Annotated in this window: 24 protein-coding genes and 1 tRNA gene; 12 read left to right on the plus strand and 13 right to left on the minus strand. The window is 65.6% G+C overall.

All coding sequences use genetic code 11. From position 1 onward, the window contains the following. Position 1: 1 nt before the first annotated feature. Together BN1313_RS04230 and BN1313_RS04235 are read left to right on the plus strand one after the other, a co-directional pair. Positions 2-436 (plus strand): response regulator transcription factor, encoded by a 435-nt coding sequence (locus tag BN1313_RS04230; RefSeq protein WP_091736907.1) that lies wholly within the window; start codon positions 2-4, stop codon positions 434-436. Beyond that, positions 399-1,235, plus strand: a complete 837-nt coding sequence (locus BN1313_RS04235) for an SDR family NAD(P)-dependent oxidoreductase (RefSeq protein WP_245620085.1) — start codon at positions 399-401, stop codon at positions 1,233-1,235. The genes BN1313_RS04230 and BN1313_RS04235 overlap by 38 nt, the downstream gene beginning before the upstream one ends. Before the next feature lie 47 nt (positions 1,236-1,282). Here BN1313_RS04235 and BN1313_RS04240 read toward each other — a convergent pair whose 3' ends face one another. Together BN1313_RS04240 and BN1313_RS04245 are read right to left on the minus strand one after the other, a co-directional pair. Further along, positions 1,283-2,092, minus strand: a complete 810-nt coding sequence (locus tag BN1313_RS04240) for an LOG family protein (RefSeq protein WP_091736912.1) — start codon at positions 2,090-2,092, stop codon at positions 1,283-1,285. Positions 2,093-2,096: 4 nt separating this feature from the next. Further along, the gene (locus tag BN1313_RS04245; protein WP_091736914.1) at positions 2,097-2,345 is read right to left on the minus strand and encodes a hypothetical protein; all 249 of its coding nucleotides are present in this window, start codon (positions 2,343-2,345) and stop codon (positions 2,097-2,099) included. A gap of 304 nt (positions 2,346-2,649) precedes the next feature. Between BN1313_RS04245 and BN1313_RS04250 the strand changes: the two genes are divergently transcribed. Together BN1313_RS04250 and BN1313_RS04255 are read left to right on the plus strand one after the other, a co-directional pair. Next, positions 2,650-3,249: a hypothetical protein gene (locus BN1313_RS04250; protein ID WP_141653067.1), complete on the plus strand. Its 600-nt coding sequence runs from the start codon at positions 2,650-2,652 to the stop codon at positions 3,247-3,249. Positions 3,250-3,410: 161 nt separating this feature from the next. Next, entirely contained in the window at positions 3,411-3,881 is a 471-nt protein-coding gene (locus BN1313_RS04255) for a pyridoxamine 5'-phosphate oxidase family protein (RefSeq protein ID WP_141653068.1), read from the plus strand. A gap of 74 nt (positions 3,882-3,955) precedes the next feature. Here the strand turns inward: BN1313_RS04255 and BN1313_RS04260 are convergent, their stop codons facing one another. The 6 genes from BN1313_RS04260 to BN1313_RS04285 form a co-directional block, all read right to left on the minus strand. Next, positions 3,956-4,822, minus strand: a complete 867-nt coding sequence (locus BN1313_RS04260) for a universal stress protein (RefSeq protein ID WP_245620086.1) — start codon at positions 4,820-4,822, stop codon at positions 3,956-3,958. 240 nt (positions 4,823-5,062) lie between these two features. Continuing rightward, a tRNA-Ser gene (locus tag BN1313_RS04265) sits at positions 5,063-5,152 on the minus strand. Between the two features lie 97 nt (positions 5,153-5,249). Beyond that, the gene (gene eda / locus BN1313_RS04270) at positions 5,250-5,897 is read right to left on the minus strand and encodes a bifunctional 4-hydroxy-2-oxoglutarate aldolase/2-dehydro-3-deoxy-phosphogluconate aldolase (RefSeq protein ID WP_245620087.1); all 648 of its coding nucleotides are present in this window, start codon (positions 5,895-5,897) and stop codon (positions 5,250-5,252) included. Continuing rightward, positions 5,897-6,868 carry a glucokinase gene (gene glk / locus BN1313_RS04275; protein ID WP_091736923.1) on the minus strand — a complete coding sequence of 324 codons (972 nt, stop codon included), beginning with the start codon at positions 6,866-6,868 and terminating at the stop codon, positions 5,897-5,899. The genes eda and glk overlap by 1 nt, the downstream gene beginning before the upstream one ends. 10 nt (positions 6,869-6,878) lie before the next feature. Beyond that, positions 6,879-8,696, minus strand: coding sequence for a phosphogluconate dehydratase (edd, locus tag BN1313_RS04280; protein WP_091736926.1), 1,818 nt, complete (start codon positions 8,694-8,696; stop codon positions 6,879-6,881). 44 nt (positions 8,697-8,740) lie between these two features. Further along, complete coding sequence (locus BN1313_RS04285) at positions 8,741-9,403, minus strand: 6-phosphogluconolactonase (protein ID WP_091736929.1); 663 nt, start codon at positions 9,401-9,403, stop codon at positions 8,741-8,743. A gap of 173 nt (positions 9,404-9,576) precedes the next feature. Here BN1313_RS04285 and BN1313_RS04290 point away from each other — a divergent pair, with 173 nt between their 5' ends. Next, a complete protein-coding gene (locus BN1313_RS04290; protein WP_091736932.1) occupies positions 9,577-10,638 on the plus strand; it encodes a glycosyltransferase family 4 protein in 1,062 nt (353 codons plus the stop codon). Positions 10,639-10,646: 8 nt separating this feature from the next. Beyond that, positions 10,647-12,800 carry an amylo-alpha-1,6-glucosidase gene (locus BN1313_RS04295; RefSeq protein ID WP_091736935.1) on the plus strand — a complete coding sequence of 718 codons (2,154 nt, stop codon included), beginning with the start codon at positions 10,647-10,649 and terminating at the stop codon, positions 12,798-12,800. Here the strand turns inward: BN1313_RS04295 and BN1313_RS04300 are convergent. After that, entirely contained in the window at positions 12,797-13,546 is a 750-nt protein-coding gene (locus BN1313_RS04300) for a DUF1365 domain-containing protein (protein ID WP_091736938.1), read from the minus strand. The genes BN1313_RS04295 and BN1313_RS04300 overlap by 4 nt on opposite strands. Then, positions 13,543-14,877: an NAD(P)/FAD-dependent oxidoreductase gene (locus tag BN1313_RS04305; protein ID WP_091736941.1), complete on the minus strand. Its 1,335-nt coding sequence runs from the start codon at positions 14,875-14,877 to the stop codon at positions 13,543-13,545. Before BN1313_RS04305 ends, BN1313_RS04300 begins: the two co-directional genes overlap by 4 nt. Before the next feature lie 126 nt (positions 14,878-15,003). Here BN1313_RS04305 and BN1313_RS04310 point away from each other — a divergent pair, with 126 nt between their 5' ends. The 4 genes from BN1313_RS04310 to BN1313_RS04325 are packed head-to-tail and all read left to right on the plus strand — an operon-like array spanning position 15,004 to position 18,480. After that, positions 15,004-15,816: a DUF1295 domain-containing protein gene (locus tag BN1313_RS04310; RefSeq protein WP_091742307.1), complete on the plus strand. Its 813-nt coding sequence runs from the start codon at positions 15,004-15,006 to the stop codon at positions 15,814-15,816. After that, positions 15,817-16,845 carry an SAM-dependent methyltransferase gene (locus tag BN1313_RS04315; RefSeq protein ID WP_091736945.1) on the plus strand — a complete coding sequence of 343 codons (1,029 nt, stop codon included), beginning with the start codon at positions 15,817-15,819 and terminating at the stop codon, positions 16,843-16,845. Positions 16,846-16,860: 15 nt separating this feature from the next. Continuing rightward, positions 16,861-17,265 carry a DUF2177 family protein gene (locus BN1313_RS04320; protein ID WP_091736947.1) on the plus strand — a complete coding sequence of 135 codons (405 nt, stop codon included), beginning with the start codon at positions 16,861-16,863 and terminating at the stop codon, positions 17,263-17,265. 60 nt (positions 17,266-17,325) lie between these two features. Further along, entirely contained in the window at positions 17,326-18,480 is a 1,155-nt protein-coding gene (locus BN1313_RS04325; RefSeq protein ID WP_091736948.1) for a DegT/DnrJ/EryC1/StrS family aminotransferase, read from the plus strand. 7 nt (positions 18,481-18,487) lie between these two features. On the opposite strand, the gene BN1313_RS04330 is transcribed toward BN1313_RS04325, so the two are convergent. Next, entirely contained in the window at positions 18,488-18,715 is a 228-nt protein-coding gene (locus BN1313_RS04330; protein ID WP_091736949.1) for a hypothetical protein, read from the minus strand. A gap of 140 nt (positions 18,716-18,855) precedes the next feature. Here BN1313_RS04330 and BN1313_RS04335 point away from each other — a divergent pair, with 140 nt between their 5' ends. Further along, positions 18,856-19,599 carry a YebC/PmpR family DNA-binding transcriptional regulator gene (locus tag BN1313_RS04335; RefSeq protein WP_091736950.1) on the plus strand — a complete coding sequence of 248 codons (744 nt, stop codon included), beginning with the start codon at positions 18,856-18,858 and terminating at the stop codon, positions 19,597-19,599. 51 nt (positions 19,600-19,650) lie between these two features. Here BN1313_RS04335 and BN1313_RS04340 read toward each other — a convergent pair whose 3' ends face one another. Further along, positions 19,651-20,244: a superoxide dismutase gene (locus tag BN1313_RS04340; protein ID WP_091736951.1), complete on the minus strand. Its 594-nt coding sequence runs from the start codon at positions 20,242-20,244 to the stop codon at positions 19,651-19,653. A gap of 175 nt (positions 20,245-20,419) precedes the next feature. On the opposite strand from BN1313_RS04340, the gene BN1313_RS04345 reads away from it, so the two are divergent. Then, positions 20,420-20,941, plus strand: coding sequence for a peptidylprolyl isomerase (locus tag BN1313_RS04345; RefSeq protein WP_245620088.1), 522 nt, complete (start codon positions 20,420-20,422; stop codon positions 20,939-20,941). Between the two features lie 9 nt (positions 20,942-20,950). On the opposite strand, the gene BN1313_RS04350 is transcribed toward BN1313_RS04345, so the two are convergent. Beyond that, complete coding sequence (locus BN1313_RS04350; RefSeq protein WP_091736968.1) at positions 20,951-21,304, minus strand: DUF1428 domain-containing protein; 354 nt, start codon at positions 21,302-21,304, stop codon at positions 20,951-20,953. Between the last annotated feature and the right edge of the window lie 68 nt (positions 21,305-21,372).

Raw genomic sequence — 21,372 nt, forward strand, 5'->3', positions numbered from 1 at the left:
CATGAGCCCTCTCACCCCGCAAGAGCCGAACACTGTCTACATCGTCGAAGACGACGAGGCCGTGCGCCGCTCGCTCGCGCTGGCGCTGGAGCTCCAGGGATTCGCCGTGAACCTCCATTCGTCCGCGGAAAGCTTCCTCATGCGAGAGCTGCCCGACCGCCACGCCTTCATAGTGCTCGATCAGCGTCTGCCCGGCCTGAGCGGCCTCCAAACTCTGAAAATTCTTCGCCGTCGTGGCGTCGCGCTGCCCATGGCGCTCGTCACGAGCCATCCGGAGCTGTCTCTGAGAGCGGCCGCGTATGAAGACGGAACACCGATCCTCGAGAAGCCCCTGCTGCCTGAGATTTTGCTGATGGCGGTGCGCAAGGGCCTGGCCGCGCACGAGCAAGCCCGCGGGGTTGACCCGGCTCAAGGTCACCACCCCTCAACCCGGTGAGGGTGCTCCTCGAAGCATCGGGAGAAAACATATGGACCGGCTCGTTGGGAAGGTCGCGGCGATCACGGGGGCCGCCGTCGGGCTCGGGCGGGCCACGGCGATCCGAATGGCGGAGGAGGGCGCTGCGGTGGCTATCCTCGACACCAATGAAGCGGACGGTCAGGCGCTGGCCACCGAAATATGCTCTCAGGGCGCACAGGCGCGGTTCTGGCGCCTCAACGTTTCCATAGAGGCCGACGTCTCGCGTGTCCTCAATGAGGTCGTTGACGGCTTTGGTCATCTGGATGTGCTCGTCAACAACGCCGGGGTGGTCGGGGCCAATAAGCCGACGGACCAGCTGACGGAGGCGGAGTGGGATTTCGTCCAGAACATCAACGTGAAAGGCGTGTTTTTCGCCACCAAGCACGCGATCGGCCATCTGCGACGCGCCGGCGGCGGCAGCATCATCAACCTGAGCTCGATCTACGGGTTGGTGAGCGCCGCGGACGTGCCGCCGTACCATGCTTCAAAGGGCGCGGTCCGCCTGATGACAAAGACAGACGCCCTGTTGTACGCCGCGGACAAGATCCGAGTGAACTCGGTTCACCCGGGTTTCATCTGGACACCTATGGTCGAAGGTTTCCTTGCCGAACAAGGTGATGTGGACGCGGGCAAGCCCCTGGTCGCGCAGCTTCATCCCCTAGGCCATCTGGGTGAGCCGGACGACATCGCCTGGGGTTGCGTCTATCTGGCGTCCGATGAAGCGAAGTTCGTCACGGGATCAGAGCTCGTGATCGACGGGGGCTACACTGCGCGATGACGCCGGCCAATGCCTGCAGACGTCGCTCAACGCGAGCCGCGGCGCCTTCACGGTGCATCATGGGCGTGCGGGCTAACGGCCCTCCGCCAGGCCGGCGCGGCGTAGGGCGCGACCCCGCCCGCTATCAACCCGGACCAGATCGTTTCGGGGCTGTCGGCGAACCGGATGAGTTCAAGGTCGTCGGGCCTGACCATGCCGGCGGCCACCAGGCCCTCAAGATTGATGATCGATCGCCAATAGGCTTGGTCGACGAGAATAACGGGTATCGGCGGGGCCTTGTTCGTTTGCCGCAGGGTTAGGACCTCGAACAACTCGTCAAGGGTTCCAAAGCCTCCCGGAAAGACGACGAGCGCCGCGGCGCGCATCATGAAATGCATTTTGCGCATCGCGAAGTAGTGGAAGTTGAAGCAAAGCGCGGGGGTGACGTAGGCGTTGGGTTCTTGAGCGGTCGGCAGGCTGATATTGAAGCCGACGGAGGGCGCGCGTGCATCCCATGCGCCTCGGTTCGCCGCCTCCATTATTCCGCCGCCGCCGCCTGTCGCGATCACGTTCTGACGCGGCTGTCCTGCTGGCGCGAGTGCTCCGCCCCGGCGGGACACGAGCTCGGCGAAAGACTGCGCCAGACGGTATCGACGATCTTGTGAGGGCGTCGCCGCGCTGCCGAACACAACGATCGTTGAGGCGATCCGCGCTGCTTTGAGACTTTCTTCCGCTTTCTCGAACTCAAGCAAGAAGCGCACGCCGCGCATGTGATCGCTGAGGAGGAACTCCGGATCCAGCGCTGCGAGGCGGTAAGTCGCCGATTCAATTTGCGCCGCGTTCCGTGCGCGAGGCGCAGTCGCAGGGACGCCGCCCATGGTCCTAGTGATGCTCCGGGCTCAGGCGGCTTGGCGCGGCGCCGGCGGGCAGACCGTAGGCCCTGGTCTCCGCAGGAAGGCGCATCGCCGTACGCACGGCGTCATGCATCGACGAGAACCGCGTAGCGCCGCCCGGATCGTCGATCCATTGCAGTCCGCGATCAGTCCTTCTCAAATAGAGCTCACAGGCGCGGGCGTAGCTGGTCTTGGCGACGATGGCGGGCCGGATATCGAGCGGCGGCGTGTTGATCATGGTGTCCTCCATGATCGCGATAAGGCGGCCGGCAGGTCGAACACGCCATTTCGGAGCTTCGCCTAAGTAGCGCTCCGGATGCGAGCAGCAGGCATTACAGCGTCACGGTGGAAACAGTGCGAAGCCGTAGCGTGGCAATGGGTAGTCTCGCTTCCGGCGTCGGCGTGAGGCTCACGCCCTGCGATCGACCTAGCGCGCAGCCCGGCCCGATGCTCGATTTCAAACATTCCCTACTGATTTTGAGCAAAGTCAAAGCTCTCTTGAGCGGAAAATCCATGATATGGTTTCCTAGAGGAGTTGGATAATGGATCTCTTGGATTCGTTTCAAGGAATAGCGTTACTTATCCTGTTCATGCTCATGGCCCTGGGCGGCCTCTGGTTGCTCGACACTGCGGGGCCGCGAAGGGATAGTTCTGACCGGACGCAGGAAGTGAGCGATGATCCGGGTGCTTGGAAGGATATCGAGCGCACGATCGAACACTATCGCGTTGCGGAACCTGAAGAGGGCGGTGGCCGAAGCGCCCAAGCCAACTTCGAAAAGGACGCGCGAACGAAGCTCGATCCTCTCCTCGACCGTATCGTCGAGCGGGCTCTGGCGGAGGGGCACCATGGTTTTGTGCGCCGCGAAGAGGACGAAGCGGGTGTGCGCTATCGGCTCGAGATCCGGCGATCCGATCATGCGGCAGGTCAACCTGCGCCCTACATGACCTTCGCCGCGGGCAAGGATCGGGACATCGCCGTCGTGTGGGGTGGGGACTTCCCCGGTCCTGTCGATGAAAATGGGCATCACACCGAGATCGACTGGTTTGAGATCAACTGGCGCGACCTCGACAAGGAGGTCTTGAAATTCATGAAGCGGGTTTTCAAGACCAATCCGGGGGTCCGCTCTGGGCTGCGGACATAGTGCGATCCGAAGGGCCGTCCGAGGTCAGTCGCTAGCCCCCCCCCAGGGGGCCACGGGCAGCCTCCGCCTTGCGGAAGCCGCCGGCCAGCTCGGCGATCTGCTTTGCGGCGGATCAACGACCAACGCTCGCCAAACCTCTAGCCTTGGCGCTGGAGGCGACCATGAACGAAACTGATCCTAAATCGGAGATCCTCGCCCTGCTCGACGAGAACAGGGTGATGAGCCTGGCCACTTTACGTCCCGACGGCTGGCCGCAAAATACGATGGTCGGGTACGTGAATGATGACCTGGCGATCTATTTCGCGGTGGCGAGAAGCAGCCAGAAGTTTTCCAACCTCAGCCACGACGCCCGGGCTTCGATCGCGATCGGCCGCGATGCACCGAACCAGATCCGGGGGCTCTCGATGGCCGTACGGATCGCTGAGGTGACGAGCTTCGAGGAGATCCAGCGGCTCAATCAACGCCTGCACGCCCGGTATCCGGAGCAGGCCGTCTTCGCCCCTCGCGAGGCCTCAGCCGTTATCCTGAAGGCGACCCCTGCGCTCATCTCGATTATCGATCTGTCCAAAGGCCCTGGGTCGCCCCGACTGGTGTCGGTGCAGACCGATGTCACGGTCCGGCCAGTCGTCTGAGCGTTTGGTCGTTTTCTGAGGCGCACAAGAAAGGGCCGAGCTCAGCTCGGCCCCCGCCATGGTTTGATTGTGGATCAGTGGCTGAACAGAACGAAGCAGGGCGGCTCGTGTAGCAGCGCGCGTGTCACCCCGCCCAACATCCATTCCTTCGCGCGACTGTGGCCGTAGGCGCCAGCCACGATCAGATCGGCGCCGTTCGCCTCGACGGCGGCGCACAGCAGTTCCGGAACATCCTGTTCACGGCCGTGAATGATGGCGCCCCGCGCGCAGACGCCGTGACGGCCCAATGCGGCGGCGACGTCATTGGTGGCAAGTACCGCAGCTTCGTTCCCATCCTTTGGGCAGATGGCCTGCACGACAACATCGTCCGCTTGTTTCAGGAACGGCATGGCGTCGGCGACGGCCCTGCGCGCCTCGCGCGTGTCTTTCCAGGCGATCACGACCGTCTTTCCGTGCAGCCGCCGAGTGGCGTTGGGCACGATCAACACCGGTCGGCCAGCCTCGACGATCAGCTCGGCGGGGTCGACGGAGCGCACTGCGCCGTTTTGGGCCCGAGCGCTCGCCACGATCAAGTCAGCGGCGCGGCTCGCTCTCGCGACAGCGCGGGTGGGGTAGTCCTGGAATGATCTCCACTCCAGGTCGGCGCCGGCGGCGTCCCTGCGGAAAGCATGCTCGGCCTGCGCGAGATCTGCGTTGACCTGCTCCTGCAGCAGCGAAATCCAATCGCCTGCCGGACCGGCCATCGGGTCTGTCATCATCACCGGCTCAAAGGTCTCTGCGCCGACGCCGATCAGGCGCGCATTCAATGACCGCGCGAGGGTGGCCGCGATTTCGATGCGGTGGCTGGACTGCAGTCCAGGCTCTGCGTGCGTGAGGATGCTGCTGAATCCGGCGACCCGGGCATGGCCGGCGGACTCCTTTAACGGCTCGCTGATGAACATAGCGCTGGTCCTTCCTGGCCGCTGGCCATGAGTTCTTCGATGCTCAGGTGATAGTCAGCGATGGGGCGCATCGAAATTCCGGTGCGCGCTCTACGTAGCTATACGGATGCTACAGCTAACAGCGGACCGCGCCGGAGCTCGACGGAGGCCCACGGCCCTTGGCCAAGACCCTTGTCGTCGGTCGCCCGGGGGCGCCCTTTGAATGACCGCGTCGGCCTTATGCGGAAAGCTCGAGGGTGATGGCGGAGAGGGTGGGATTCGAACCCACGGTACCCGTCAAGGTACGCCGCATTTCGAGTGCGGTGCTTTCGACCACTCAGCCACCTCTCCAAAGGTCACGTCAGGGACTTCGAGAGGCCCTGCTGAGCGAAGGCGCGGAACCTACTCATCCGCATGCCCCTCTGCAAGGGGCGGATTGTGCGTGTCTTCAAGCGCCGGGCGTATCGCCGGCGTGGCGCGGTTGCAAGGCGGCGGCTTCGGCGGCGCGGGCGGTGATGGCGGCCCAGTCCTTGGCGCGCAAGAGGTTGGCGGGCGCCACCCAACTGCCGCCCACGCAAGCGACGTTTGCAAGCGCCAGATAGTCGGGCGCGTTTGCTGGCGTGACGCCGCCGGTGGGGCAGAATTTCACCTGCTGGAAAGGGCTCTCGAAGGCCTTGATGGCCTTGGCGCCGCCGGCGACGTCGGCGGGGAACAGCTTGAAGCGGCGAAAGCCCTGGGCGATGCCCGCGATCAGTTCGGTGCCGGTGGCCACGGCGGGCAGGCGCGCGACGGGGCCGTCTTCGGCGCGTTCGCCCTCGATGAGGCCGGGACTGACGATGAACTTGGCGCCGGCCTCGGCGCAGGCGCGCAGGTCCTCATGGTTGATGGCGGTGCCGGCGCCGACGACCGCGCCCTCGACCTCCCCGGCGATGCGGGCGATGCAATCCAGCGCCACGGGGGTGCGCAAGGTGACCTCCAGGGCGAAGAGGCCGCCGGCCACCAGGGCGCGGGCGAGCGGTACGGCGTCAGCGGAGTCCTCGATGATGAGCACCGGAATGACGGGGGCCAACCCCATGATGTCCTCGATCTTCATCATCAGATCAGGCGTCCCATCTGCATCAGTTCGCGCGCCGCGCCGGTGATGGCGGGGTAAGGGGTCTGGACGAGGAAGGTCGGGATGGGCGACACGAAATCGGAGAGACGACCCTTGTCCTCGAACCGCCGGCGGAAAGCGCCGCCGTTCAATCGCGCGAACATGCGCGGGGCGATGCCGCCGGAGACATAGACGCCGCCTCGCGCGCCGAAAGCGAGCGCCAGATCACCGGCCACGGCGCCCAGCACGCCGCAGAAGACGTCAAGCGCCTGACTCGCGATCGGATCGCCCGCCTCGCCGGCCGCAAACACCGCCGGCGGATCGGCGGCTGTCGCGGGGGCGCCTGCGATGTCGCAAAGCACGCGGTAGAGATCGTAGAGGCCGGGGCCAGAAAGCACGCGCTCCACCGATACGCGTCCAAAACGCCGCATCAGCGCCTCCAGCACCTTGCATTCCACCTCATTGGTCGGAGCGAACGCCATGTGGCCGCCCTCGGTGGATATGGCGATGTCGCCGCGCTCGCTGCGCGCCAAACCGGCGACGCCGAAGCCGGTTCCCGCGCCCAGGACGACGAGCGGCTGGTTCTCGGCTGCCTTCAGGACCGGTCCGATGGGCCTCAGTTCATCGGGCTCCAGCCGGGGACAGGCCAGCGCCTGGGCGGCGAAGTCATTGATCAGGCGGACCGCCTCGAACTCGAACTGCCCCATGAGGTCGCATTCGGTCACCGTCCAGTCGAGGTTGGTGAACTCGATCTCGCCGTCCGCCACCGGGCCGGCGACGGCCAGGACCGCTCGCGAAAGCCGCCTGCCGCCGATGGTGGTGTTCAAGTAGTCCTCAATCACGGCCGACAGGCTCGAGTAGTCGGCCGACGGAAAGACCTTGGGGTGTCGAACGTGACCCTTCTCGTCGACCAGGGCCAGCCGCGCATTGGTGCCGCCGACATCGCCGACGAGGCCGAGATAAGCGATCTTCACGCCCGAGCCCTCACGCCGCGTCTTCGAACAGGGTGCAGGCGCCGGCGTCCGCCGGGCTTGCCGCGCGCCGCATCCAGCCGAACAGTTCGCGGCCGAAGCCTGAGGCCGATCGGACGGGCGACGCAGCCTCGCGAGCCGCCAACTCGGCCGGGTCGACGCGGACCAGCAGTTCGCCGGTCTCGGCGTCGAGACGGACGATATCGCCAGTTCGGATCTTGGCCAGGGCGCCGCCGGCCGCCGCTTCAGGCGTCACGTGAATGGCGGCCGGCACCTTGCCCGACGCCCCCGACATCCGGCCGTCGGTGACCAGAGCCACCTTGAAGCCGCGGTCCATCAGCACACCTAGCGGCGGGGTTAGGTTGTGCAGTTCGGGCATCCCGTTTGCGCGCGGCCCTTGGTGGCGGACAACCGCGACGAAATCGCGGTCGAGTTCGCCCTTCCGGAAGGCTTCCTGCAGCTCTTCCTGGCTTTCGAAGACGATGGCCGGCGCCTCGACGGCCAGGTTGGCGGTCTTCACCGCCGAGGTCTTCATCACCGCGCGACCGAGGGGACCGGTCAGCAGGCGGATGCCGCCCTCATGCTGGAAGGGGTCGTTCACCGGCCGCAGGATGTCGAAGTTCAGGCTGGTCCTGGGGCCTTCGCGCCAGACCAGCTTGCCGGCCTCGTCCAGGAAGGGCTCGGTCTGGAACCGGCGCAGGCCTGCGCCGGCGACGGTGACCACGTCGTCGTGTGCGAGGCCGGCGTCGAGCAGCTCGCGCACGACGAAAGCCATGCCGCCGGCGGCGTGGAAGGCGTTCACATCCTCAGAGCCGTTCGGGTAGACCCGCGCGATCAGCGGCGTGACCTTCGACAGATCGTCGAAGTCTTCCCAGGTGATCAGCACGCCCGCCGCCCGCGCCATGGCGACCAGATGCAGCGTGTGGTTGGTCGAACCGCCGGTGGCCAGCAGGCCAGCGATGGCGTTGACGATCGATTTCTCGCCGACCACAGCCGACATCGGAGCATAGGCGTTGCTTCCGTCGCGGATCTCGATGGCGCGCTTTGGCGCGGCGGCCACAAGGGCGTCGCGAAGCGGCGTGTTGGGCGTCACGAACGCCGAACCCGGCAGGTGCAGGCCCATCATCTCCATCATCATCTGGTTGGAGTTGGCGGTGCCGTAGAAGGTGCAGGTGCCGGGTCCGTGGTAGGACTTCATCTCGGAGTCCAGCAGTTCCTCGCGAGTCGCCAACCCTTGTGCGAACAGACCCCGCACCCGCGCCTTCTCGGAATTGGAGATGCCGCTGGTCATCGGGCCTGCGGGCACGAAGATCACCGGGAGGTGGCCGAAGGCGAGCGCGCCGATGGTCAGGCCGGGCACGATCTTGTCGCAGATCCCCAGCATCAGGGCCGCGTCGAAGGCGTCGTGGGTGAGCGCGACCGCCGTCGACATGGCGATCACGTCGCGGGAGAACAACGACAGCTCCATCCCCGGCTGACCTTGCGTCACCCCATCGCACATGGCCGGGGTGCCGCCCGCATATTGCGCCGTCCCGCCGACCTCCCGCGCAGCCGCCTTGATGATGTCGGGATAGCGCTCCAGCGGCTGATGGGCCGAGAGCATGTCGTTATAGGCCGAGACGATGCCGACGTTCGGTGCGGTTGGGTTGCGCAGGGTCTGTTTATCGCCGTCGGGCGAGGCGGCGAAGGCGTGAGCCCAGTTCGCGCAGGACAGTTTCGACCGTCCCGGCTGGGCCGTGCGCGCGGCCTCCATCCGCTCGAGATAGTCCGCGCGGGCGTCGCGGCTTCGATCGATGATCCGTTGGGTGACCTCAGCCGTGACCGGATGCATGCAGCTCCACCTGTTCGCCGTTCAGAGCGGGAGCCGGGCCGACCTCAGATGTCTGGCGACCAGAACACCCGCACCGGAACCCTGTCCTGCGCTAATAGGGCGTGGACCGGCAGGCCCTCGCCTTCAAGAACCTCGCGCTTCTTCTCGCCAGCGATCAACAGGAAGATGGCGCGAGACTGCAACAACGCCGCAAAGGTCATGCTGATCCGCGCCAGGGGCGGCGAACCGTAACCAGCCGGCATGGAAACCACCCAGCGCTCGTCGTCAGGGTTCATCGCGTCGGGCACCAGCGGGCTGCCCGGGATCAGGGCGGCGATATGGCCGTCTTCGCCCATGCCCAGCATGACCGCGTCGAAAGGCGACTGGGCCCATAACGCGTCCTCGGCGTCCTCGGTCAGGGGAAGGAAGCGTGAGACGGCCGCCTCGTCGATCAGCAGTCGGTCCTTTAGAAGCTTTACGTTGGACTCCGGATGGGTGTCCGGCACCAGCCGGTCATCGGAGAGGGTGACGACGACACGGCCCCACTCCAGGTCCAACTTCGACAGTCGGTCGTAGACAGGCCCCGGCATCCGTCCGCCCGTCGCGACGAGGGTGGAGTGCATGTTCTGCGCGTTGCCAACCCTGATGGCGTCGGCGACGGCGTTGGCGACGGCGTCGGCCAAGGCGGCATGGGAGGCGTAGGTTTCGATCATGGGAGTCTCAGTCATCCAGGCAATTCAGCACAGTCGCGCGCCCGCTTCGACGCCGTTTTTCAGGCGCCTGGACGAATCAATACTGCGCTGCGGAACTTTTCGGGCGATCGATCGATAAGGAGTCGCGTGTTCGGCCGCCGGGATCGCCTGGGCGGCGGGGAATCCGCGAGAGCCGGGGATGTCGTCCAATGAGAATCGCTCAGATCACGCCTCTCTATGAAGCCGTGCCCCCGAAGCTGTATGGCGGCACTGAACGTGTCGTCGCCCACCTTACGGACGCCCTTGTCGACCTTGGCCACGATGTGACCCTGTTCGCCAGCGCCGATGCACAGACAAAGGCGCGGCTGGTGCCGGTGCGCGACCAGGCGATCCGGTTGGACCCCGAGCCTCTGAAGTCGGACCTCGCGGCTCACATGGCGATGATCGCCGAGGTGCGCAGCCGGGCCGACGCCTTCGATGTCATCCACTTCCATACCGACATGATCCACTTCCCGTTCTTCGAAGAGGACGCGGGCAAGACGTTGACCACCCTGCATGGGCGCCTCGACCTGAAGGATCTGGCCGGCGTCTATCATCGCTGGTCGCAGTTTCCGCTGGTGTCGATCAGCGATGACCAGAGGAAGCCCCTGGCCTTCGCCAACTGGGCCGCCACGGTGCACCACGGCATGGCCGAGGACATCTACCTGCCGAGCGTGAAGGACCAGGGTTACCTGGCCTTTCTCGGCCGGATGTCGCCCGAGAAGGGTCCTGACCGGGCGATTGAGATCGCCAAACGTGTTGGCATGCCGCTGAAGATGGCCGCCAAGATCGACAACGCCGACAAGGCCTATTTCGAGACGGCGATCCGCCCGCTGCTTGACCACCCGCTGATCGAGTTCGTCGGCGAGATCGGCGACTCCGGCAAGTCGGCCTTCCTCGGCGGCGCGGCCGCCTTGCTGTTCCCCATCGAATGGCCGGAGCCCTTTGGCCTTGTCATGATCGAGGCCATGGCCTGCGGCACGCCAGTGATCGCCTACAACTATGGTTCGGTGCCTGAAGTGATCGAGAACGGGCTGACCGGCTTCATCGTAAACAGCGAAGCTGAAGCCGCCGCGGCCGTCGATCGACTGGGCGAACTCAGCCGCGCGGCGATCCGCAACCGCTTTGAGGCGCGCTACTCGGCCACGGCCATGGCGCGCCGTTATCTGGACATCTATGCGCGCTTAGGTTCGACCGAGGCGGCGGAGTTGGGTCGCGCCGCCGCCGAGTGAGATGACGGATGGATGACCTAGGCTCAGCCCCAGCAGCCATTGGCCAGCTGGGCGAAACCCATGAACCGCGCGTCCCCTCCAAGCTTTATGCGCTGAAGGACCGCGACACTTTCATTGTCGCTGACGCCATGGGCGACATCGCTGGTCAGGGTGACGGCTTCTTCCACGACGATACGCGGCTGCTCTCGCGGTTCCGCATTCTGCTGGGCGGCCAACCGCCGTCGCTCCTGTCGGCCGCGATCAGCCGTGACAACGTCTATTTCACCTCGCATTGCGCGAACCAGAACCTGCCGCTGCCCGGCGGCCCTGGAGCCCCCCCTGGCGTCCTGCACATCGAGCGCAAACGCTTCCTTTGGCAGGATCGGCTCTATGAGCGGATCAGCCTGGTCAACTATAGCCGCGACGAGGTCATCGTCCCGCTGGTGATCGAGTTCGCCGCTGACTTTCACGACATGTTCGAGGTGCGCGGCCTGAAGCGTCCACGCAACGGCGAATATGCGACGCCGCAGATTAATGGCCGCTCGATCCGGTTCGGCTACATGGGGCTCGACGGCAAGGAACGCGCCAGCGTCATAAGTTTCTCGGATCCGCCTGGGCGTCTCACCGAAGGCAGGGCCGAGTTCATGTACCCGCTCAGGCCCGAGGGGAAGCTGGATCTCTATATCGAAGTCGGACTCCACGACGGCCTGGTTCCCAGCCGCGAGCGGTTCGCGGAACAGGCGACCCATGCGCGCATGGACATGCGCGCCCGCCGTCGCCACGGCGCGCGCATTCGAAGCTCCGGTCGGCTGTTCAACGAGTGGCTGGAGAAGTCACGCGCTGACCTCGCGCTGCTGACCAGCATGATGGATACCGGCCCCTATCCGTATGCCGGCATTCCCTGGTTCTCGACGGCGTTCGGCCGCGATGCGATCATCACCGCCTGGCAAATTCTGTGGTTTGAGCCCTCGCTGGCCAAGGGCGTGCTGACCTACCTCGCCAAGCATCAGGCCGAAGAGGTCTCGACCTTTCGCGACTCCGCGCCGGGCAAGATCATGCACGAAACGCGCAAGGGCGAGATGGCGGCCTTGGGTGAGGTTCCCTTCGGCCGCTACTACGGCGGGGTCGACACGACGCCCTTGTTTGTCGCCCTGGCGGGCGCCTATGCGGAGCGCACGGGCGACATGGCGCTGATCGACCAGCTATGGCCGCACCTGGAACGCGCGCTTCATTGGATTGAGGCCTATGGCGACAGCGACCGCGATGGCTTGATCGACTATGCGCGCGGCCAGGAAAGCGGCCTGGCCAACCAGGGCTGGAAGGATAGTCACGACTCGATCTTCCACGCGGACGGCCGGTTTCCAAACGGGCCCATCGCGCTGGTCGAGGTGCAGGGTTACGCCTACGGCGCCTATGCGGCGATGGCCAAACTCGCGAAACGGCGGGGCGAAGATGCGGCCGCCGAGCGTTGGACGATCAAGGCCGCCCGGCTGCAGGCCGAGGTCGAGCGCCGCTTCTGGATGGAGGAGAAGGGCTTCTACGCCATCGCCATCGATGGCGAGAGTCAGCCCTGCGAGGTCCTTAGCTCCAACCCAGGGCATCTGCTGCTGATGGGCCTGCCGTCACCGGAGCGCGCCCAGGCCGTGACGCAGAAGCTGTTGGCCACCGAATTCAGCTCGGGTTGGGGCGTACGCACGCTGGCGCTCGGCGAAAGCCGGTTCAATCCGATGTCCTACCACAACGGCTCGGTCTGGCCGCACGACACGGCCATCTGCGCCATGGGCATGTCGCTCTATGGCGAGCGCGATGGCGTGGTCCAGTTGACTGCGGCGCTCTTTGAAACAGCCGCCAATTTCGAAATGCGCCTGCCCGAGCTCTTCTGCGGCTTCGCGCGCAACGCGGGCGAGCCGCCGGTGGCCTATCCGGTGGCCTGCCTGCCGCAGGCCTGGGCGGCGGGCTCGGTGTTCATGACGCTGCAGGCTTGCCTCGGCCTGACCGTGGATGGCGTGGCCGGCGAGATCACAATTCGCGATCCGCGTCTGCCGATCGGCATCGACCGCGTCCAGATCGACCGGTTGCGGGTGGGCGACGAGAGGGTGACGCTGGTCTTCGAACGCATCGGCGGCCGGGTCATGGTGACCACGCTGGGCCGGCCGAAGACGCCGGTCCGTCTGATCGGCTAGCGGCGGACGGTCAGCGGTTCGCGCGGGACCGGCGGTCGCGTGCGAACCTTCTCGCCCTTCAGCCAGATTTTCAGCGCCTCCCAGTGGATGGCGCTCAGCACGCCTAGGGTCATCCACGGATGGCCGGCCCAAGCTCTGAAAAGCGCCTGGTCGCTCAAGGCGCGGCGTTCGCCGGCGAAGGCGGTCGCAAGGATTGGGCCATCGGCGTCCGAGACGTTGACGGCGACGGCCACGCGATCGCCCGGCGGGGTCGTCTGGAAGGCGTAGCTCAGGTCCATGTCCATGAAGGGCGACACGTAGAACCTCTTATCGATCCGGGGCTCGGCGTCGGCCGGGATCAGATAGCTGTGCCGCTCGCCGAAGGTGTTGTTGACCTCATAGAGGGTAGCGGTCAGGGCGCCCGCTACATCGTGGCAGAAGAACACCGTGAGCGGATTGAACGCCGAACCGAGTACCGCCGGCATCGCCAGCATCTCGATCCGTCCCCCGCCGGCGACGCCGGCTCGCGCCAGGTGGCCCTCGATCTGCGCCTTCAGCGGCGTGCCTGTGCCGTCGCCATGGCGGCGCGGGTAAAGGCTGAGCAGATTGAAGCGTCCGAGCGAGAACAGGCGCAGGCGCGCGTCCAGTTCGGCCGCCTCGTCGAGATCGATGGCCAGCATGAAGATGCGGTATTTCAGCCGGTGCGCCCGAGGCCTTTTGCGGACGTGGGTGACTACGCCCGCATAGAGGCCCGAACGGACGCTCATGCGGCCTGGGTCTGGGGCTGCAGGTGGATGCGCGCGGATTCGTTCTCCACCGTCCACGGCCGGCGCACGCCGCCCAAGGCCTCTGCGACCCCCAGGCCTGACTGCAGGCCGTCCTCATGGAAGCCGTGTCCGAAGTACGACCCGCAGAACCAGGTGCGGTTCCGCCCTTGCAGGCTCCACAATTGGCGTTGGGCGGCGATGGCGGCGGCGTCGAACATCGGGTGATGGTAGTCGCGGCTGCGGATGATTGTCTCGGGCGCCGGCCGCGTGATCGGGTTCAGGGTGACAAGAATGTCCTTGTCGGCGCCCTCGAGCCCCTGCAGCCGGTTCATCCAATAGGTCACGCAGCCATCGTCGGGACGATTGCGAGCGCCGATGTGGTTCCAACTGGCCCAGGCGCGCCGACGGCGCGGCATCAGGCGGGCGTCAGTGTGGAGTACGACGGTGTTGGCGCTGTAACGGATGGTCTCCAGGAGGCGGATTTCGTCGGCGCTTGGCCGCGCCAGCATCATCCGCGCCTGGTCAGCGTGGGTGGCGATGACAACCTCGTCGAAGCCATGAGTCTGACCGTCGGCGCGCTTCAGGGTCACGCCGTCAGCGTCACGGTGGATCGCCGCGACAGCCGCGCCCGTGCGGACCTCGCCGCGGAACTCCTCGACCAGCCGGGAGACATAGGCGCGGCTTCCGCCTTCGACTGTGCGCCACCGGCCGCGGCCCAGGAACTGCATCATGCCGTGGTTCTGGAAGAAGCGGATTAGCGAGGCGGCCGGGAATGCGCCGACTCGCGAGAGCGGCGTCGACCAGATGGCGGCCGCCTGAGGCAAAATATGATCGTTCCGGAACGCCTCCCCGTAGCCGCCCTCGCGCAGGTAGTCGTCAAGCGAGGTCAGCGGGCCTTCCAGCGCCGCGAAGTCCTTTGGGCTTTCCCTGTAGAACCGGGCGATGTCGCGCAGCATGCCCCAGAAACGTGCGCTGAAGAGGTTGCGGGTCTGAGCGAAAACACCGCGGGCTCCATAGCTGGAATATTCGAACGCGCCGCTGTCGAGGCTGATGCTGAGCGACATATCCGCAGGCCGGCTGGCCACATTCAGGTGGTCCAAGAGTGCGGTGAAGTTTGGGTAGTTGGCCTCGTTGTAGACGATGAAGCCGGTGTCCACGGGCACAGGGCCATTGCGGCCGGGCGCCTCGGCGGTGTCGGCATGGCCACCCAGGCGCTGATCGGCCTCGAACAGCGTCACCCGGTGTCGTTGCGAGAGCAGCCAAGCCGCCGAGAGGCCAGCGATCCCGCCGCCGACGACGGCGATATTCAGCGGCCTAGCACCCAGATCCATCTCAACCCCTGTTTTCGCCTCCGCAGCCGACCGACTGCCGTTTCCGAAGCTACGGCGGAGCCCGGCCGGTGGATGCATCCGCCTGTCCGGCTCCACCGTAACGCCTTCAGGAGACAGATCGTGCTGATGCCGCTCGCCTATATATTGGCCGTCTTGATGCTGATGAGCTCGGTCATGGGCGCGGCGTGGCTGTTCTGCCGCCGGATGCGAAACGGCGGCTGGACTGACGTCTTCTGGACCTTCGGCACGGGTGTGGGCCTGGCTGCTGCGGCCATGGCTCCCATCGGCGGCCAGACAGCGCCTTCCCTGAGACAAGTCTTCAGCGCCATCCTGGTGTCGATCTGGGCGGCCAGGCTTGGTGGTTATGTCGCCAGTCGGGTGGCGGGCAAGCCTGAGGACCGTCGCTACGCTGGCTTCCGCAAGGCGTGGGGCGAGCAGTACGAGCTGCGGATGCTGGGCGTTTCCCTGGTCCAGGCGCCGGCGACAACGCTCTTGGCGCTTTCCGTTTTCGCTGCGGCCCATCGCCCCCAGCCCGGCCTTGACCTGCGTGATGGTCTGGCCTTCGCCGTCCTGGCGGCGGCCATCGCGGGCGAGGCTTTGGCCGACCGCCAGATGGCGGTGTTCCGACGCGATCCGGCAAGCCACGGCAAGGTCGCCGACCGCGGCCTATGGGCCTGGTCGCGCCATCCCAATTACTTCTTCGAATGGACCGCATGGCTCGCCTGGCCGGTCATGGCCCTCGACGTCAGCCGCCCGGCCACCTTGCTGACCCTGATCGCACCCGTCGTCATGTACCTGGTGCTGACGCGCGGCACCGGCATTCCACCGCTGGAAGAGGCGATGCTCCAATCCCGCGGCGAGGCCTACCGGCGTTACCAGGCGCGCACGAGCACGTTCTTTCCATTGCCACCCCGTTCGCGACCCAAGGGTTCCGTCTAGATGTCGATGATCGCCCGGGCCGTGACGGCCTTTGAAAATGCGCCGGTCCCAGATGTGGTGCGCCGCGCTGCGGTAGGCCTGCTGGTGGAGAACGCGCGTCGCGGCCTGGGTCTTGCGCCGGCTGATGCGGAAGACCGCTTCCTCGCCGCCAACGCCGGGCGTCCCATCGCTGAACACGCCGACGCCGCCAACCGTCAGCACTACGAAGTGCCTGCAGCCTTTTTCGAGACCGTGCTTGGACCCCGGCTCAAATACTCTTGCTGTTACTATCCGACCGGCGCTGAGACGCTCGCCCAGGCCGAAGATCTAGCGCTCGCGGCCACCGCAGAGCGCGCCGAGTTGCGTGACGGGCAGGAAGTCCTCGAACTGGGCTGCGGCTGGGGGTCGTTGTCGCTATGGATGGCCTGGTCTTATCCCAAGTCGAAGATCACCGCGGTCTCGAACTCCGCCTCCCAGGCCGAGTTCATCCGTGCGCGGGCCACGACGCTGGGCCTGGACAACCTGGCGGTCATCACGGCCGACATGAACCAGTTCCAGCCGCTGAAGCGCTATGACCGGGTCGTCTCAGTGGAGATGTTCGAGCACATGGCCAATTGGCGACGCCTGCTTGAGAACGTGCGCGGCTGGTTGAAGCCGGAAGGTCGGCTGTTTATTCATGTGTTCACGCACCGCACCACGCCCTACGCCTTCGATGCAGCCGATGAGGCGGACTGGATCGCGAAGTACTTTTTCACTGGCGGCGTCATGCCCAGCCACGGGCTGATCCGTCGGTTTCCCGACCTGTTCGAGGTGGAAGCCGAGTGGATCTGGGACGGTCGCCATTATGAGCGGACCGCCCTCGACTGGCTGGCCAACTATGACGCCGCCCGCGAGCGTATCCGGCCGATCCTTCGGCAGACGTACGGCCGCGACGCCGCGCTTTGGGGCCGGCGCTGGCGGCTGTTCTTCCTGGCGACCGCCGGCCTGTTCGGCGCGCGCAAGGGATCGGAGTGGGCGGTCAGCCATTACCGGCTGAGGCCCGTCGCCTGAGCCAAGGAGCCTTCGATGGCCTATGTCGCCGCCTACCTCGCCGCCGGCGTTGTCTTCGCCCTGCTCGACGGCGTCTGGCTGACCCTCGCGGGGCCGCGCCTCTACCAGCCGATTCTCGGCGAGTTGCTAGCGCCGAAGCCGCGCCTGGGCGTGGCGGTGATCTTCTACCTGACCTACATACTGGGCATCGTCCTGCTGGCTATCGCTCCGACGCGCGACGAGGCCTGGACGAGGACGGCGTTGACCGGCGCGATGCTGGGCGCCATGGCCTACGCCACCTATGACCTGACCAATCAGGCGACCCTGAAGGTTTGGTCGACCAAGATCACCCTGATGGATATCGGCTGGGGAGCCTTCGTCACGGCCGCCGGCGCAATCGCTGGCGTCATGGCGCTACGCTGGGCTGAGCGGACGTTCTGAGCAACATCGGGTCAGAAACCGTGTTTGGCGGCGATGAGGCCTGCATGCCATCTAGCCGCCATGGCGATTCCCTTCATCGATCTGCAGGCCCAGCGCGCGCGTCTTGGGCCGTCGCTTGAGGACGCGATCCTCAAGGTTGTCCGCTCCGGTGCCTTTGTCATGGGGCCTGAGATCACTCTGCTGGAAGCCGAACTAGCCCGCTTCGGCCATGCCGATCATGCGTTGACGTGCGGCTCCGGCACGGAGGCGCTGCTGTTGCCGCTGATGGCCTGGGGCGTCGGCCCTGGCGACGCGATCTTCTGCCCAAGCTTCACCTTCGCCGCCACCGCAGAGGTCGCGCCGCTCATCGGGGCTACGCCGGTCTTCGTTGATATCGACCCGGTCACCTTGAACATGGATCCGATGAGCCTGGAGGCAGCCATCGCGTCGGTTGTCGCCAAGGGCGAACTCAAACCCAAGGTGATCATCGCGGTCGACCTTTTCGGCCAGCCTGCGGATTATCCCGCGATCTCAACGATTGCGCGCCGCCACGGCCTGAAGCTGATCGCCGATTCCGCGCAGGGCTTCGGTGGAACGCTGGGTGGCGAGCATCCCATCCATTGGGCCGACGTCACCGCCACCAGCTTCTATCCGGCCAAGCCCCTGGGCGCCTATGGCGACGGGGGGGCGGTTCTGTCGAAGGACGCACGCCTGCACGACGTGATGATCTCGGTTCGGGTGCACGGCCAGGCGGTGAAATCCGACGCCGAGCATGAGGCCTTCGAGCACGATCCGCGCTACCTCAACATGCGCGTCGGCATGAATGCGCGGATGGACACGATCCAGGCCGCCATCTTGCTTGAAAAGCTGAAGATCTTTGAAGACGAGATCGTCGCCCGCAACCGCGTGGCCGCTCGCTACGCCGAGGGGCTGGCCGGCGCAGCCGTGACGCCGCGGGTGATCGACGGCGGTCTCTCTGTCTGGGCGCAGTACACAATCGAAGTGGATCGTCGCGACGCGATGGTCGCGCACCTGCGCTCGCGCGAGGTGCCGACGGCGGTCTTCTATCCGATCCCGATCCACCGTCAGAAACCCTACGCGGCCTATCCGACGGCGCCGGGCGGGCTGCCGGTCACGGAGGCCAAGGCCGCTCGTGTGCTCAGCCTGCCGATGCATCCCTATCTGACCCAAGCCGACCAGGACGCAGTGATCGCGGCGATCCGCAGCTTCGCCTGAGGGCGGGTTATCGTCGCAGCGGCTTGATCAGATGCAACAAGGCCAGGGCCGTGATCGCCGCGGCCGCGCCGACGGTGAAGGCCGCCGCCACCGCGGCTGAAACGCCGGCCGGGCCGACGGCCACGGGCTTGGGGTCCATCCAGTAGACCAGGGCGCCGTCGGTGGCGCGCTCATGGGCGGGCTCTCTGGCGTCGAGGTCCGTAAGCGGGTCCAGGTCGTTGATTCGGATCGTCATGATGCGCCCTCCATCGGGCTGTCAGCGCTTGCGCAAAGCGAACGGGCGGGCGCCGGGCGGAGTTCCGATTGGGGTTCCGCAACCTCGCATCGGAGGGTAGAAGCGCGGCCAACGGACTTCTCTTCCGAAAAGAAACGACCATGGCCGGCCACTCGAAATTCAAGAATATCATGCACCGCAAGGGCCGCGCCGATAGCGCTAGGTCCAAGCTGTTCTCCAAGCTTTCCCGCGAGATCACGGTGGCGGCCAAGGCCGGCCTGCCGGATCCGGCGATGAACGCCCGGCTACGCCTGGCGGTGGCCAACGCCAAGGCCGAGTCCATGCCCAAGGACAACATCGACCGGGCGATCAAGAAGGCCAGTGGCGCGGACGCCGAGACCTATGACGAAATCCGCTACGAGGGCTTCGGCCCGGGCGGCGTCGGCGTCATCGTGGAGGTGCTGACCGACAACCGCAACCGCACCGCGGCCAATGTCCGGACCATCTTCGCCAAGAACGGCGGCAACATGGGCGAGACCGGTTCTGTCAGCTTCATGTGGGATCGGGTCGGCCGCATCGTCTATGACGCCAAGGCGGGCGCCGAAGACAAGGTCATGGAAGCTGCTATCGAGGCCGGCGCCGACGATGTCGAATCCGACGACGAGGGCCACACCATCTACACCGCCTACGACCAGCTGTTCGAGGTCGCTTCGGCCCTGGAGGCCAGTCTCGGCGAGGCCAAGTCGACGGCCACGGCCTGGCGACCAAAGGCGCGCACTCCCCTGGAAGGACAGGCGGTCGCCACGCTGATGAAGCTGCTGGAATCCCTCGACGACGATGATGACGTACAGAACGTCTACTCGGGCGAGGATATCTCCGACGAAGAGCTCGAGAAGCTCGGCTGAGCCACCGACCGTCATCCCGGACGCCGGGATGACGGTGGTTCTTCTTAGACTCTACGCTTCAGCGTAGGTCCAACGCTCGCCCTTCTGGGCCCGCTCGAGATTGGCGCGGGCGAAGTCCCAGTTGGCGATCTTTTCCCAGAAGGCGCCCAGGAAGCCGGCGCGGTTGTTCTGGTAGTCGAGATAGTAGGCGTGTTCCCAGACGTCGCAGACGATCAGCGGGATCACGTCGGTGCAGGCGAAGCCGGCGTTGTCGTGGCTGTCGACCACCTTCAGCGCGCCGTCGGCGTAGACGATCCACACCCAACCCGAGGCGAAGTGGCCGGCGCCCTTGGCCAGGAACTCATCCTTCAGAGCGGCGAAGGCTTCCGGCGCCTCATGGCCGGTCGGGGCCGCCATGGAGTGCCAGAAGAAGGCGTGGTTCCAGCTTTGCTCGGCGTTGCGCAGCAGGGCGGTGAGGCCTTCGGCGCGCGCCTTGACGATCATGTCCTCGACGCTCAGGTCGTCGATGCCGAGGTCTTTGGCCGTCTGGTTGGCCACGTCGACATAGCGTTGGTGGTGCTTGTCATGGTGGAAGCGGAGCGTCTCGGCCGACACAGTCGGTTCCAAGGCGTTGTAGGCGTAGGGCAGGTCGGGGAGAGCGATCATGAGCGGTCCACAGGTTTTGATTGAGGCTGCGAAACGAATGGGCGAGCGGAAGGGTCCCGGTTAGAGTCCCGGCATGACAGGTGCGAATTCCTCACGACGTCTTTCCGCCGGCCTTATCGTTGCGCTGGCCCTAGCCCTATTGGGCGGGCCTGTCACGGCCCTGGCGGGCACGAAGGTGAAGCTTTCCACGCCCAGCGGCGATATCGTTCTCGAGTTGGCTGACACGCAGGCGCCGCTGACTGCGCGGAACTTCCTGAAGTACGTCGACGACGGTCTCTTTGACGGCTCAGCCTTCTACCGCGCGTCGCGCCCGAGGGGCGAGACGGGGACCAATTTCGGCTTCGTGCAGGGCGGCCTGCAGAACGATCCGGCCAGGGTCCTGCCTCCGATCGCGCATGAGAGCACGGCTGTGACCGGCCTGCGCAATGTTGATGGCGCGATCACCATGGCGCGCTATGCGCCCGGCACGGCCCAGGCCGACTGGATCATCTGTGTCGGCGATCAACTGTATCTCGACGCTACGCCCAGCGACCCCAAGACTACGGGTTTCGCCGTTTTCGGCCGTGTGATCGCCGGCATGGAGGTCGTTCGGTCCATCCTCGGCATGCCCGTTGATCTGAATGCGGGCGAGGGGCCGATGAAGGGTCAGATGCTGCTTCAGCCGCTGACGATCACCAGCGCCCGTCGGGTCGAGTAAACGACCTTCTTAGAGTTCAAGCAGGGTGGTGAAGCCGCCGTAGATCATACGTTTGCCGTCAAAGATGTCCTGACTCATCCCCGCCTTGATCCGCTCGTCCGCCATCACCTTGGCGTTGATGGCGTCGCGGGCCTCTCGGCTCTCGTAGACGATCCAGGAGAAGACCACGGTCTCGTCGTCATTAGCCTGGACGGCGCGCGGAAACGAGGTGATCTCGCCATACGGAACGTCGTCACCCACGGTCTCGACATAGGCGAGCGCGCCGTAGCCCATCCAGACGTCTCCGGCCGCGGCCGCCAACTTCCTGTATTCTTCGATCCTCGCCTTGGGCACGGCGAGGATGAAACCGTCAACATAGGTCATGACTGAACTCCTGTTGCGTTGATCTGATGGTTCAAGGACGGGCGAGGTGGCGCGGTTCCGACCTCAAC

This window comes from Phenylobacterium immobile (ATCC 35973), from assembly GCF_001375595.1.
GTDB classification, from domain to species: Bacteria; Pseudomonadota; Alphaproteobacteria; order Caulobacterales; family Caulobacteraceae; genus Phenylobacterium; species Phenylobacterium immobile.